This window comes from uncultured Mediterranea sp., from assembly GCF_902493215.1.
Lineage (GTDB): Bacteria > Bacteroidota > Bacteroidia > Bacteroidales > Bacteroidaceae > Bacteroides.
This window is the reverse complement of sequence record NZ_CABUOL010000034.1, coordinates 1-14,258: the sequence shown is the minus strand read 5'-3', so window position 1 is coordinate 14,258 and position 14,258 is coordinate 1. Positions and strand designations below refer to the sequence as shown.

Below are 14,258 nucleotides of genomic sequence, written 5' to 3'. Positions count from 1 at the left end.
GCCGACCCTCTGCTTGTAAGGCAGATGCTCTGAACCAGCTGAGCTAAACGCCCGTCACTTTCGTTTCAAAAGCGCTGCAAAGGTACGACTATTTTTGATATCTGCAAACAATCGGACGACTTTTTTCGGATTTTTATTTCGACAGGCACAATAAATACCCGAAAAGAAGAAAGGATAATCAAAAAGAGAGGCTGCGCAACAACTCACCACAGATTACCCGGATTTTCACAGATTATCCGTGTTCATCTGTGTAATCTGTGGTAAAACAGTGTTCCTGCACAGCCTCGTCACGAGGAGGTTCAATTATCAATTACCTATTCATTTGTACTCCTGCCAGCTCTTGATCCGGATATCTTCCAGCTTCATGTTGCAGAAGGCTTCGATGAAGGCACCGGCCAGGCGGGCGTTGGTAATCAACGGGATGTTGTGGTCGATGGCACCACGACGGATCTTGTAGCCGTTGGTCAGCTCGCGCTTGGTGTGGTTCTTCGGGATGTTGACGATGAGGTCGAACTTGTGCTCGGAAATCATCTTCATCACGTTGTTCTCGGCATCGGGACGCTCGTCGGGCCAATAAACGGGTACCGTATCCACGCCGTGGGCGTTGAGGAAGGCAGCCGTACCGGCTGTGGCGTAAATCTTATATCCCTTGGCAAAGAGCATGCGGCTGGCGTCGAGCAAATCGACCTTGGACTTCATGGCGCCGCTGGAGAACATCACGCCTTTCTCGCGTGAAGGTATCTTGAAGCCGGTGGCTATCATGGCGTTGAGCAAAGCCTCGGAGAAGTCGTCGCCGATACAGCCTACCTCGCCCGTAGACGACATGTCGACACCCAGTACAGGGTCGGCCTTGTGCAGACGGGAGAAGGAGAACTGGCTGGCCTTCACGCCGATCCAGTCGATGTCGTAGGCCGACTTGTCGGGCTTGGAGTAAGGAGCGTCGAGCATGATCTTCGTGGCAGTCTCGATGAAGTTGCGCTTCAGCACCTTGCTGACGAAGGGGAACGAACGCGAAGCACGGAGGTTGCACTCGATGACCTTCACCTCGTTGTTGCGGGCCAGGAACTGGATGTTGAACGGTCCGGAGATGTTCAGTTCCTTGGCTATCTGACGGCTGATTTTCTTGATGCGACGGGCCGTAGCGAAGTAAATCTTCTGGGCGGGGAATACCAGCGTGGCGTCGCCCGAGTGTACACCGGCAAACTCCACGTGCTCGGAGATGGCATATTCTACAATCTCACCGTTCTGTGCCACGGCGTCGAACTCGATTTCCTTGGTATTCTGCAGGAACTGCGATACCACTACGGGATATTCCTTGGACACCTCGGCAGCCATCTTGAGGAACTCCTGCAGCTCGTCTTCGTCGTAGCAGACGTTCATGGCCGCACCCGAAAGCACGTAGGACGGACGCACCAAGACGGGATAGCCCACCTTGGCCACGAAGCCCTTGACGTCTTCGAGGCTGGTCAACTCCTGCCATGCGGGCTGGTCGATGCCCAGCTGGTCGAGCATGTGGGAGAACTTGTTGCGGTTCTCGGCACGGTCGATGGATACAGGAGAAGTACCCAATACAGGTACCGACTGGCGGTAGAGCTTCATAGCCAGGTTGTTCGGTATCTGGCCACCCACGGAAACGATGACACCGCGCGGCTGTTCGAGGTCGATGACGTCGAGCACGCGTTCGAACGACAGTTCGTCGAAGTAGAGGCGGTCGCACATGTCGTAGTCGGTAGACACGGTTTCGGGGTTGTAGTTGATCATGATGGACTTGTAACCCAGCTTGCGGGCCGTCTGGATCGCATTCACCGAGCACCAGTCGAACTCAACGCTGGAACCGATGCGGTAGGCACCCGAACCGAGCACAACGACGGACTTCTCGTTCTTGTAGTAGTTCACGTCGTAGCCCTCTACGGCATAGGTCATGTAGAGGTAGTTGGTGAGTTCGGGATGCTCGCTGGCCACCGTGTTGATGCGCTTCACGGCCGGCAGGATGCCCAGCTCCTTGCGGCGGGCACGTACCATGAGGTTTTCCTTCTCCATGTTGCCCGTGGGATTGAGCACGAAGCGGGCAATCTGGAAGTCGGAGAAGCCCAGCACCTTGGCCTCGCGGAGCACGTCGGCGGGCAGGTCTTCCACCTTATTATATTGGGAAAGTTTATGCTTGTAGTCAACGATGTTCTTCAGTTTGCCCAGGAACCAGGGATCGATCTTGGTCAGTTCGTAGATGCGGTCGATGGTGTAGCCCTCTTCCAGCGCCTGTGCGATGGCGAAGATACGCAGGTCTGTCGGATGGGACAATTCGTGGTCGAGGTCGTCGAAGTGGGTACCGTCGTTGCCCACAAAGCCGTGCATGCCCTGACCGATCATACGCAGACCCTTCTGGATGATTTCCTCGAAGCTGCGGCCGATGGACATGATTTCGCCCACGGACTTCATGCTGGAACCGATTTCGCGGCTCACACCGACGAACTTCGTCAGGTCCCAACGGGGAATCTTGCAGATGAGATAGTCGAGCTGGGGTGCCACGTAAGCGGAGTTGGGCGTACCCATTTCGCCAATCTGGTCGAGCGTATAGCCCAGGGCAATCTTGGCAGCCACAAATGCCAACGGATAACCCGTAGCCTTGGAAGCCAGTGCGGAAGAGCGGCTCAGACGGGCGTTCACCTCGATGACACGGTAGTCGTTGGTCTCGGCATTGAAGGCGTACTGGATGTTGCACTCGCCCACGATGCCCAGGTGACGGATGCACTTGCGCGACAGGTCCTGCAACATCTCCACCTGTTCATTGGTGAGCGAACAGGTAGGAGCCACTACGATGGACTCACCCGTGTGGATGCCCAGCGGGTCGAAGTTCTCCATGCTGGCCACGGTGAAGCAGTGGTCGTTGGCGTCGCGGATGACTTCGAACTCGATTTCCTTCCAGCCCTTCAGTGACTCTTCCACCAGAATCTGTTTGGAGAAAGTGAACGAGCTTTCGGCCAGCTTGACAAAGGCTTCTTCGTCGGGGCAGATACCGCTGCCGAGACCGCCCAGAGCGTAGGCCGAACGAACCATGACAGGATAGCCGATTTCGCGGGCAGCCTTCAGAGCGTCTTCCATGCTCTCTACGGCGTGGCTCTTGGGCGTCTTCATCGGAATCTCGTCGAGCTTCTTCACGAAGAGGTCACGGTCTTCAGTGTACATGATGGCCTCGACCGAGGTACCCAGCACACGCACGCCGTACTTCTCGAGAATGCCCTTCTGGTAGAGTTCGGTACCGCAGTTGAGCGCCGTCTGTCCGCCGAAGGCCAACAGGATGCCGTCGGGACGTTCCTTCTTGATGATTTCTTCCACGAAATAAGGAGTCACCGGCAGGAAGTAAACCTGGTCGGCGATACCTTCCGAAGTCTGGATGGTAGCGATGTTGGGGTTCACCAGCACGGAGCTGATACCTTCTTCACGCAACGCTTTCAGCGCCTGCGAACCGGAGTAGTCGAACTCTCCGGCCTGACCGATCTTGAGCGCACCTGAACCCAAGACGAGCACTTTCTTCAATTCGTTCTTCATTGTTTCTCTTTATAAGTTGTTTTTAAATCGCTTGTAAATGCCTCTTGAATAAAAAAAATGCGTCACCCGACAACGGACAACGCATTTTCCAAAGAACTAAATATCTTACCGGAAACAGAAAAACCAGCGGCCGGCGAATGAAATTCATCCGAACTGAAATAAAAGCTGGTACCCATTTCCTGTGATTGCATATACTTCTCTAAAAATTTGTGCAAAGTAACGATTTATTCGGGAAACGAGCAAATTTTCAGAGCGTATTTTGAAGATTTAAGAAGTCGGACTTCCCTGTCCGGCCTTACTTCAGCAATCCGTCCAGATAGGTATAGAATTCGGGATCTTCTCCTACCACTACTTTCAGGATGGTACCTTCGGGGCTGAGGACAATCTTCGTGGGATAGCCGCGGACGGCATAGAGGACAGAAACGTCGGGGTTGCCTTCGTTACGGACGTGCAGCCAGGGCATGTCGTGTTCCTCTACTGCCTTGCGCCACTTCTCTTCCGTGTCGCGGCAGTCGATACCCACAAACTCGACTTTGGCCTTGTGCTTGGCGTAGGCCTTCTTCATATCGGGTACACCCTTGATGCACCAGCCGCACCAGCTGCCCCAGAAGTCGAGCACCACATACTTGCCACGAAGTGACGAGAGGGTGAAATCGTTGCCCTTGATATCCTTCAGCGTGAAGTCGGGAGCCGGATTGCCTTCCTTCACCCGTTCGGCAGCGGCACGACGGGCCATCTCCTTGTCGTAACCGTCTTTCACCTGACGGTACAGCGGGGCCATCACACCCGTGCGTACGGGTTCGGCTATCACGTCGAGCATTTCGCCAACTTTCTCGATAGACAGGTCGCGCGACAGGGCATAGACAGCCACATCCTGGTCGGCATGACTGCGGATGAAGTCGCAACGCAGGTCCTGCATGCGGTTCAGGAATTCCCGCGAGGGGGCATAGGCCTTGCGGATGCTGTCAGCCGGAACGCCGTCGGCTTCCATCTGCATGCATGCTTCGCGGAGCGAGTCGAGCTTCTCTATGCAGGGACGGAGCTGGTCGCCCAGTTCGTTGCAGGCCTCGTAGAAGGCATCGCCGCCCAGACGGTAATCGTCCAGCGTACCGCTGACCGTGACGGGACGGCCGGGCAGGAGTACCAGCCCCAAGGCTTTCATACTGATGGCGCCGTTGCCCGAGGGCTTGGCGTAAATATAGACTTGCTTCAGCACGCTGTCGCCCACATTGAAGGCAAACTGTCCGTTCTGCATAGGCACCGTGTCGAGCCGTGCCTCGCCACCCTCCACCGACCGGTGGTTGACCAACAACGTATCACTCTCAATTCCGTTCAGCGTACCGCTGACATCCATTTTCGACGCCGGATTGCAGGCAGCCAACAGGCCCGCCCCCAACAGCGTCCAGCACATTTTCTTCATGTCTCTATTCTTATTAATAAGTTATATGCCGCCAAAGGTAGACAATCTGCCGCAGATACGGAACCTTTTCTGCAAGTATTTCGCGCGCCTCTTCCAAACGTTGAAAAGGTTTCGTGCAAGGGAACCAAAAGTTTCGTGCAATGAAACCGGTAGTTTCATTCAATGAAACCAGTGGTTTCTTTCAATGAAACCGATGGTTTCAAACTACGAACCTCTCATGAAACTACTAGTTTCGTTGACGATGCAACTATTGAAACTTTTGGTTTCAACCGCCGGAAACTATCTGAAGAGGCTTCTTCGGTCCTCATTCTGCCTCATTCCACCGATTTCATTTCAGTTTTTCGTGAAAAAGCCCTACCTTTACGGCGACATTAACAATAAGGATGTATCAAAAAGACTTCCTGTCATTTTTCAGGCGCGGATTATGCGGAATATGTACAGATATTAATCCGTGAAATCCGTGTAATCCGTGTCTGAAGAAAGTGAACGCTTATTTTGATACCCCTCCCAACAAGCTGTAAAAAAGAAATTATCAATTAAATAAGTTATGGCAAAAGAAAAAATCATCCTCACAGGCGACCGCCCGACGGGACGCCTGCACATAGGCCACTACGTGGGCTCGCTGCGCCGACGGGTGGAACTGCAGAATGCCGGCGACTACAAGGACATGTTTGTGTTCATTGCCGACGCACAGGCGCTGACCGACAACATGGAAAACCCCGAAAAGGTGCGCCAGAACGTCATCGAAGTGGCACTGGACTACCTGGCCTGCGGCCTCGACCCGACGAAGAGCACCCTCTTCATCCAGTCGCAGATACCGGAGCTGTGCGAGCTGTCGTTCTACTTCATGGACCTGGTGACCGTGAGCCGTCTGCAACGCAACCCGACGGTGAAGACCGAAATACAGATGCGCAACTTCGAAGCCAGCATCCCCGTGGGCTTCTTCACCTACCCCATCAGCCAGGCGGCCGACATCACAGCCTTCAAGGCAACAACCGTGCCTGTGGGCGAAGACCAGGAACCGATGCTGGAACAGGCACGCGAAATCGTCCGCCGCTTCAACTACATCTACGGCGAGACGCTGGTAGAGCCTGAAATCCTGCTGCCCGACAACGCTGCCTGCCTCCGTCTGCCCGGCACCGACGGCAAGGCCAAGATGAGCAAGAGTCTGGGCAACTGCATCTATCTGAGTGACCCGGCCGACGAAGTACAGAAGAAGATACGCGGCATGTACACCGACCCCGACCACCTGCGCGTGCAGGATCCCGGCAAGGTGGAAGGCAACACCGTCTTCACCTACCTTGACGCCTTCTGCCGTCCCGAACACTTCGAACGCTACCTGCCCGACTACCCCAACCTGGATGAGCTGAAGGCCCACTACCGCCGCGGCGGACTGGGCGACGTAAAGGTGAAGAACTTCCTGAACGCCATCATGCAGGAGACGCTGGAACCCATCCGTAACCGCCGCAAGGAGTACGAGCAGGACATCCCGGCCATCTACGACATGCTGAAAAAGGGGTGCGAAAAGGCCCGCGAAACAGCTGCCGCCACGCTGGACGACGTGCGTCGCGCCATGAAAATCAACTACTTCGACGACGCCGAACTGATAGCCGAACAGGCCAAGCGCTTCCGCGGAGAATAAGGATGCAACATACAAAAAAACAGAGGCTGAACTCCACCAAGGGAATTCAGCCTCATTTTTTATCTATTGCCTATAAGCCGGAGCTTATTGGGCAGACTCTACTACCACTACACGGTTCAGGATGGGTTCTCCGAAGGAGTCGACTGCTTCCGTAGTACCTACTGACAGCTTGCTGCGGTCTACACCATACTTTTCAACCAACACGTTGATTACCGCTTCGGCACGTTGACGGGCCAGTTTCTCGTTATACTCCTTGGTTCCGGTTGCTGCATCGGCATATCCGTTGACAACAAAGGTGGTTTCCGAAGATTGCTTCATAGACTCTGCCAGATAAGAGAGGTTCATCGCCTCACGGACAGATACTTCGGACGAACCGATGGTGAAGAACACGGTGCGCGGTGCGATAACCGGCTTGCTAACAATCACTTCGGTTTCTTTCACTTCCGGTTCACGACTTTCAGCAGCCTTCAGGGCTTCTGCCAGTTCGGCGTTTTCGGCAGCCATGCGATTCATCTTGTCGCGCATTGCAGCCAGGCGCTCTTCAGAGATAGCCGGTCTGGGGCGGTCGAAACCACGCTTGGGGAAGCGGTAGGTCAAACCGACCGTTGCACTGACAAGACCGTCATACCCCTTGCCTCCGATACCACCGTCGAATTTGTCTTCGGTAGCTACCGCACTAAGTTCCAGATTGATGTCGAGCGCATCGGATACACGGAAGCGGTTGATGATACCACCGTTGACCGAAAGAGCCTCGCGATGAGGAGTGGAATAATTGTGTGTAATACCGGCACCCACATAAGGAATAATTTCATAAACCCGTGAAGGATTGTAACCTCCGAACAGAGCATTCAAGTTGAACATCACATCGGCATGCAGATTCATGTAGTTGAAACGCTGCTTGTAATAGCCGCCGTTCTGCACCGCACCTACCGCATAGTCCGATCCGGCCGAGGGTACATAGCCGCGTGCCTGCAAACCGCTGTACTGCAAACGTCCTCCCAGGCCCGGAGTGAACCACTTGCCTACTGCCACATTCAACGTGGGGCTGATGCGCTTGCCAAAGCTTCCGGCTGCATCGTAATCGCCGAACATCACCGTGGCACCGCCACCCAGCGAGATAAACCAATTGTCCCAGAAGGGATTGGTAACAACTGCGTACTTGTCCTGTCGCACTTCTACGACTTCCTGTACTTCAGTAAATTCTGTCGCGTTTTGTGCTACCGCAGCAACCGACAGTCCTGATAAAGCCAATAACATCAAATTCTTTTTCATACTTTCCAAAATTTGTTTAGGTGTTAAGTTAGGGTCGCTTATTCTCACCGACCTGCATAATAAACACCACAGATTTTAAAAAGTTTTGAAAAAGAACGTTTCTTTTATCATTTGGCAAAAAGTTTCTCTATTTCCTCTTCCTTGAGCGTGGCCAGCACGATGCGTCCATCGGGAGTGTAATTGGGTGACGTACAAGCAAAAAGGCTGTCTACCAAAGCCGCCATTTCATCATTTCCCAGCACCTGACCATAAACAATGGCCGCCGCACGTGCCAGCGTCAGTGCCAGGATGGACTGCACTTCTTCCTTCACATCGCTGCCTTTCTCCAGGGCCGTATGTACCATGTTTCGCACCAGCTCAACAGGATTCAGTCCTTCAATGCCTGCGGGCACACCGTTGATGGCATAACTGCCTCCACCCAAGGAAGTCAGTTCGAAGCCCACAGCCGACAAATCGTCCAAAATGCTCTCCAGCATAGCCACCTCCGAAGCAGGAAACTGTACAATCTCGGGAAAAAGGACGCCTTGGGCCACTCCCTGCTTCTGACGGATCTGCTCCATATACCGGTCGAACAATACACGAACATGTGCCCGATGCTGGTCTATCAGCATCAGTCCCGACTTGACGGACGTCAGAATGTAACGCCCCTTGAACTGCCAGTGCTGCCCTCCCGATGTACCAGTTCCCTCCTGACCGCAGAAAGCGGAATCGCCACCCGACAGAGCCGAAGCGACCGGTGCAGACAAACCGGCCTCTTCTACAGCCGGAGCTGTAGCCGGAATCTCTTCATCGGCATCGGGCATCAGCCCGCCGGCATAATCGTCATTCATTCGGCTGGCCTTCTCCAGCCCGGCGTACAATCCTTCCCACTCCACCTGTTTCCGTGAATATCCACCGCCATAAGACGAGGAAGAATTTGACTTGAAAGGATTGAAGTCTGCATTATAATGTACCTGGGGAGGTTCGACAGGATGCGTTTGCTCGAACGCCGGGATGTCAGGCAAGCCTTCGGTATCGAAATCGATGGACGGCACCGCACTGAACTTTCCCAAAGACTCCTTGATGGCCGCAGACAGAATCTGCCAGATGGCCTGTTCGTTCTCGAACTTTATTTCGGTCTTCGTCGGATGAATATTCACATCAATATTGGCCGGATCGACATCAAAATAGATAAAATAGGATATCTGCTCACCGGCCGGAATCAGATGTTCGAAGGCATCCATCACCGCCTTATGGAAATAGGGATGGCGCATGTAGCGGCCGTTGACGAAGAAATACTGGTGGGCACCTTTCTTACGGGCCGTCTCGGGTTTGGCAACATAACCGGAGATTCGCACCAGCGTCGTATCCACCTCGACCGACAGCAACTGCTGGTTCAACTTCTTGCCGAACACCGCCATAATGCGTTGTCTCAAAGGCATGACAGGCAGGTTGAACAATTCACTGTCATTGCTGTACAGATAGAATGCCACATCGGGATGTACCAGAGCGATGCGCTCGAATTCGGCCAGAATGTTACTCAATTCCGTAGAATTGGCTTTCAGGAACTTTCGGCGGGCAGGCACGTTGAAGAAAAGATTCTTCACGGAGAAGTTACTTCCTTGAGGACACGAAACCACTTCCTGTGTTTCCACCTTCGAACCAGCTATCACCAGACGGGTGCCCAGTTCCTGGTCGGCCAGCCGTGTCTTCAATTCGACCTCGGCTACTGCTGCAATGGAAGCCAGTGCCTCACCACGAAATCCCATGGTCCGCAAAGCGAAAAGATCGGAAGCTTCACGGATTTTCGACGTAGCATGACGTTCAAAGGCCAAGCGGGCGTCGGTTTCAGACATACCTTTTCCATTGTCTATCACCTGAATGCCGGTCTTTCCGGCATCGGTCACCAATACATGAATTTCCGTAGCCTCGGCGTCGATGGCATTTTCCACCAATTCCTTGATGACAGAAGCCGGACGTTGGATAACTTCGCCGGCTGCAATCTGATTGGCCACCGAATCGGGCAGCAGATGAATGATATCGCTCATGCCTATAAGAATTTACTGTTTTAAATGATACCGTTACTGATGGCATACCACAGATAGGCCAGCAGAGAAATAAAAAACAAGATGACAATGAAGTGCAACGGCCGCTTGCCGCTCTCCTTACGGCGCTTCAGGTGGGTTGTGGCTTCCACAAACTTTCCACGGATGTCTTCCGGATTGAATTCTTTTTCGGGAAGCATACCCAAATCACGCTTGGCCTTCTCTCTCATCTTATCCAGCTTCTCCTTACGTTCGTCCACATAAATGTATGAATGATGGAAACCGCGCGGCTTTCTCATTGTAAACATACCCATAAAACATCCTCCTATTTTTTAGTTCGTTCGATATGCATGTCACGGGGCGAAACAGTAGGACGGCGCGTGCTCTGCTTCAGCACTGCATCGGCCTTTTTACCCCGCCAGTTGAAAATATCTTCTTTATTCAACGGCCGGATATAATCCAGCCACACAAAGGACGGCAGGCGGTACTTGTCTGCCGGTATCTGATCCAACGGATAGGCTGTACCATTGGCTTGTCCGATAAAGGCTCCGCGTTCCATGCGGCGGTCTTTCAACATCATCCGCAGGAAGCCTCCTTCGGAATAATTCATCAGAATCAGCGAGCTGTCACGCTCTTCTACCGGATAGAAAACGACAAACACACTGCCGTTCACATCTACCTGCCGCATCTCTCCGTCTCTGAAATAACCCATCATTTCTTTACCGGCCACCTGATTATAGTGTACGGAGTCTTTACGCTCAATGGCAAGCGCCTGGTTAATGATATGCGCCCAGTCGATGGTACTGTCGTTCATATAGACCTTGATCTGTTCTCCCAAAAGCTGTTCCTGACCGTACCAGAGAACGGGATCAGTATACATGGTCATACAGGAATCTTTCGAATTATAAACCAGCGAGTCACAGACAGCCTGAATGTCGGAACGGTAGGCACGCACTTTATGATAGACACGCATCTCTCTATACATGGAGTCGGTATTGAGATGGTAAGTAACCATCCGTAACGTATCGCCATGCATGAAAAGACTGTCACCTTGCGAATAGTCCACCGCAACGGCACGTTTCGTGGCAAGTGCATTGCCGGTCAATTCGTTATAGAAACAATAGTCGCCCGTCAGCATGTTCCGGTTGATGGTATCGTTCATACGCACATTGTCGAAAGCCTCACCATATCCCAGCTTGCGGTCGTAAAAAAGACTGTCGCCCGTCAGTTTTTTCCCCTGATTGGTCAATACCGAACGGTCGAGCAATTCGGCCTGCTCGGTAAGGGTGTTATAGATACCCCGTTCCGAATAGATATGGTTATTGTCGCTCACAATGTCGGAAGGGCCGAGAATTGTCGCAATCTTCGTTTCTGTATGATACTTCAAGGTATCGGATGTCAGCACAAACCGGGGATTGGTCAGCGTCACTTCATGATTGAACACCGCCAATTTGGTAGCCGGACTGTATTCACCCCATACCGAAGTCAGCACATTTTCCTCGTCAGTCAGTGTTCCTCCATCAAAATAATATCCCAAATTATAAATACGGTCGTAGTTCAGACTGTCAGTTGTCAGTTCGGTATTACGGTTAATCATCCGCACATTCTCGCGAAGCATGGCCAGCTGGGTCATACCGTCGTAATAAAGATAGTCTCCGTAGATGAACAGCGTATCCCCCTGCTCCATCCGCACGTTTCCAAAGGCCTCCACCGAATTGATACGCTTGAAAATAAAAGCAGTGTCGCAGTACATGTACATGCTGTCGTGACGCAACTTCACAGAGCCTGTCAGCATCTGTACATCCGGACGGGCCTGGTCGTCGGCTTGGGCCTCGTCGGCATACAGCAGGTCGACACGGGTTTTCTTCTTCTCCGGTTCTTCCTTTTTCCGGTCCTGGGCACTGAGCAGACAGATGCCGAACAGGCATAGAACACCCGCCAAGAGGTGCCTATGCCTGTTCAAAAAACGAGAAAACGAATATTTTTTATGCATATAGTTATCGTAAAAGCACTACAGAGCCGGATGCTCAATCCTTGATCCAGCCCGGATACTTGAACTCACAATTGTTCCATCCTTCCTTGATGCGGACGTATGTATGCTTCTGTTTTTCACGTATCCATTTGTCCAACACCTCGGCACGACGTTTTTCCAGCACCAAGTCCTTCAGGTTCTGATAGTCGTCGGTAATGGTTGCCTTATGACCGTTGATACGGCTTTTCAGTTTGACAATGACACACTCTTCCTTACCCGTCTTTTGGGGAATCATGGTAAAGGCTTCGGATATTTCACCGACCTGCATCTTGTCTACTACCTTGGCAATCTCAGGAGGAAGCTCCTGCATCTCAAACTTGGAAGTATTGGTATTCGGATTGGGCAACAAGCCATGGTTGTTACGGGTATCCTTGTCATGCGAAATAACTGCTGCCGCCTCTTCAAACGTAAACTTATTGTTGCGGATGTCGTCGGCAATGGAATCCAGACGAGCCATACCGGCTGTCAAGGCACTTTCGGGGATATGCGGACGGAGCAGGATGTGACGTACCTTGATACGGTCACCGCGTTTTTCCATCAGCTGGATGATATGGAAACCATATTCCGACTCCACCACCTTGGAAACCTTGGTCGGATCCTGCAGGTTAAAAGCAACATTGGCAAAAGCCGGATCAAGCTGGCCACGGCCATAGAAAGGCATCTCACCTCCGTCTTTGGCCGAAGCACGGTCTTCCGAATACATACGGGCCAATGTAGAGAAACTGGTTTCCCCCTTATTGATACGTTCGGTAAACTCACGCAGGCGCCCTTTTACCGCTTCAACTTCCTCGACGGGAATTCTCGGTTTCTGTGTAATGATTTCCACTTCCACCTGGGTAGGAATATAAGGGATACTGTCTTTAGGCAAATTCTGGAAATAACGGCGCACCTCAGCGGGGGTAATCTTCACATCGCCCACCAACTTTTGTTGCATACGCTGTACCGTCAGTCCTTCACGGGCATTTTCACGAAGCGTTTCACGAATCTGCGTGGCGCTCTTGTTCCAATACTCTTCCATCTTCTCCATGGAGCCGATGCGGCTGATGTACTGGTTGATCATAAAGTCTACCTGGCTGACCACTTCACTTTCAGACACCTCGATACTGTCAAGGGCAGCCTGATGTAAAAACAACTTCTGGACAGCAATTTCCTCGGGTATCACGCAATAGGGATCTCCATCAAACTGACGTCCGTTATACAATGCATCCAAGCGCATTTCTTCCACTTCCGATTTCAGGATGGCCTCATCACCAACAACCCATACAACCTCATCGATGACATTGTCCTGCCCCCATACCGGAAGACAAGGCAACAACATAGCGGCCAACCACACTAAACATCTAACGTTCATACACTTTTTCATTCTGCTATCTTAATTCACACAATATTTTATTTTTCCATCTTCTACAGCTTCCTGGTACAAGTCGTCTTTCACCTGATTCAGGAATTCCACCTGTTTCCCATTCAGCAACATCTCGGTAACCATAGGCTTGGCTGCCTCGTAAGGCTCCTGACCGCCGGCCGGAATGTAATCACTCACATTTAAAAAATACCAGAAGGCCGTATCCTTGACTTCCACCCTATGGTTACGCGCGAAGTAGGCGTCCACGTTTTCCTCGTTGAAAGGCATCAGCGTCAGAATATCGGAAACCGGTATCCATTTATCATAAAAATATTCATACTTGACGGCGTTCTGCAAACTGTATTTTTCCAGATGCTCCACCGCACTTTGCCGCTCATCCTTATACCACTGACGTACGCGACTGATACCGGGCGACGTCAAGGGAACTTTGATAAACAGTCCTTTCATCAAAGGAGACTCGGCTTTAAAGACTTCCTTATTCTTTTCATAGTAAGCCTGAAGTTCTTCTTCCATACTGTTTTCCGCCAATTTCTGACCAATCAGAGCCTGCTGGTAAGCATGTACGATCAAAGCCTTCCGGTAGTTCCTTACCAATTTTTCCACTTCCTCATTGTCTGGAATATTGTCCTGAGCCTTTTCATAAAGCAGGATATCTTCCGCCCAATTACGGATGTAGTGCTCTGCGAACAGCAGGCTGTCATCCTTCGACTGACCTGCAGGCTGCACTGCCGCCAAATCTTCCTTATACAGGAAATTCCCATTCAGTTCCACCAATGGCGTACGCCCTTTATGGTCATACTTCGGCTTTCCGCATGCCCCAGCCAAGAGCAGAATGAGAGACAACAGACAGAAATTTCGCATGTGCAATATTTTTTCCTTCATTTTAAGGTACGAAGATAGTGGATTAATCGGTTGCATCAGTGATTATTAACGGTTTTTAAAACCTCTTGGTTAATTTC

9 protein-coding genes are annotated in these 14,258 nt (G+C 51.9%); 1 reads left to right on the top strand and 8 read right to left on the bottom strand.

The window, feature by feature from the left end:
* Positions 1 to 318: 318 nt before the first annotated feature.
* The gene (carB, locus tag RDO88_RS13255) at positions 319 to 3,546 is read right to left on the bottom strand and encodes a carbamoyl-phosphate synthase (glutamine-hydrolyzing) large subunit (protein ID WP_307759810.1); all 3,228 of its coding nucleotides are present in this window, start codon (positions 3,544 to 3,546) and stop codon (positions 319 to 321) included.
* Positions 3,547 to 3,841: 295 nt separating this feature from the next.
* Positions 3,842 to 4,966 carry a redoxin domain-containing protein gene (locus RDO88_RS13250; protein ID WP_307759809.1) on the bottom strand — a complete coding sequence of 375 codons (1,125 nt, stop codon included), beginning with the start codon at positions 4,964 to 4,966 and terminating at the stop codon, positions 3,842 to 3,844.
* Between the two features lie 547 nt (positions 4,967 to 5,513).
* Here RDO88_RS13250 and trpS point away from each other — a divergent pair.
* Entirely contained in the window at positions 5,514 to 6,608 is a 1,095-nt protein-coding gene (trpS, locus tag RDO88_RS13245; protein WP_307759808.1) for a tryptophan--tRNA ligase, read from the top strand.
* A gap of 84 nt (positions 6,609 to 6,692) precedes the next feature.
* On the opposite strand, the gene RDO88_RS13240 is transcribed toward trpS, so the two are convergent.
* The 6 genes from RDO88_RS13240 to RDO88_RS13215 all read right to left on the bottom strand — a co-directional run bounded on the left by RDO88_RS13240 (position 6,693) and on the right by RDO88_RS13215 (position 14,160).
* Complete coding sequence (locus tag RDO88_RS13240; RefSeq protein ID WP_307759807.1) at positions 6,693 to 7,880, bottom strand: OmpA family protein; 1,188 nt, start codon at positions 7,878 to 7,880, stop codon at positions 6,693 to 6,695.
* 107 nt (positions 7,881 to 7,987) lie between these two features.
* Positions 7,988 to 9,907 (bottom strand): DNA mismatch repair endonuclease MutL, encoded by a 1,920-nt coding sequence (gene mutL, locus RDO88_RS13235; protein ID WP_307759806.1) that lies wholly within the window; start codon positions 9,905 to 9,907, stop codon positions 7,988 to 7,990.
* Positions 9,908 to 9,927: 20 nt separating this feature from the next.
* Positions 9,928 to 10,218 carry a hypothetical protein gene (locus RDO88_RS13230; protein ID WP_307759805.1) on the bottom strand — a complete coding sequence of 97 codons (291 nt, stop codon included), beginning with the start codon at positions 10,216 to 10,218 and terminating at the stop codon, positions 9,928 to 9,930.
* Positions 10,219 to 10,229: 11 nt separating this feature from the next.
* Positions 10,230 to 11,897, bottom strand: coding sequence for an OstA-like protein (locus tag RDO88_RS13225; RefSeq protein ID WP_307759804.1), 1,668 nt, complete (start codon positions 11,895 to 11,897; stop codon positions 10,230 to 10,232).
* 34 nt (positions 11,898 to 11,931) lie between these two features.
* The gene (locus RDO88_RS13220) at positions 11,932 to 13,299 is read right to left on the bottom strand and encodes a peptidylprolyl isomerase (protein ID WP_307759803.1); all 1,368 of its coding nucleotides are present in this window, start codon (positions 13,297 to 13,299) and stop codon (positions 11,932 to 11,934) included.
* A 9-nt stretch (positions 13,300 to 13,308) separates the two neighbouring features.
* Positions 13,309 to 14,160, bottom strand: a complete 852-nt coding sequence (locus tag RDO88_RS13215; RefSeq protein WP_307759802.1) for a peptidyl-prolyl cis-trans isomerase — start codon at positions 14,158 to 14,160, stop codon at positions 13,309 to 13,311.
* Positions 14,161 to 14,258: the final 98 nt, after the last annotated feature.

Excerpts from the sequence above, each read along its gene's own strand:
- trpS (WP_307759808.1), top strand. The coding sequence starts at position 5,514 with ATGGCAAAAGAAAAAATCATCCTCACAGGCGACCGCCCGACGGGACGC.
- RDO88_RS13220 (WP_307759803.1), bottom strand. The coding sequence starts at position 13,299 with ATGAAAAAGTGTATGAACGTTAGATGTTTAGTGTGGTTGGCCGCTATG.
- RDO88_RS13225 (WP_307759804.1), bottom strand. The coding sequence starts at position 11,897 with ATGCATAAAAAATATTCGTTTTCTCGTTTTTTGAACAGGCATAGGCAC.
- mutL (WP_307759806.1), bottom strand. The coding sequence starts at position 9,907 with ATGAGCGATATCATTCATCTGCTGCCCGATTCGGTGGCCAATCAGATT.
- carB (WP_307759810.1), bottom strand. The coding sequence starts at position 3,546 with ATGAAGAACGAATTGAAGAAAGTGCTCGTCTTGGGTTCAGGTGCGCTC.
- RDO88_RS13215 (WP_307759802.1), bottom strand. The coding sequence starts at position 14,160 with ATGCGAAATTTCTGTCTGTTGTCTCTCATTCTGCTCTTGGCTGGGGCA.
- RDO88_RS13230 (WP_307759805.1), bottom strand. The coding sequence starts at position 10,218 with ATGGGTATGTTTACAATGAGAAAGCCGCGCGGTTTCCATCATTCATAC.
- RDO88_RS13240 (WP_307759807.1), bottom strand. The coding sequence starts at position 7,880 with ATGAAAAAGAATTTGATGTTATTGGCTTTATCAGGACTGTCGGTTGCT.
- RDO88_RS13250 (WP_307759809.1), bottom strand. The coding sequence starts at position 4,966 with ATGAAGAAAATGTGCTGGACGCTGTTGGGGGCGGGCCTGTTGGCTGCC.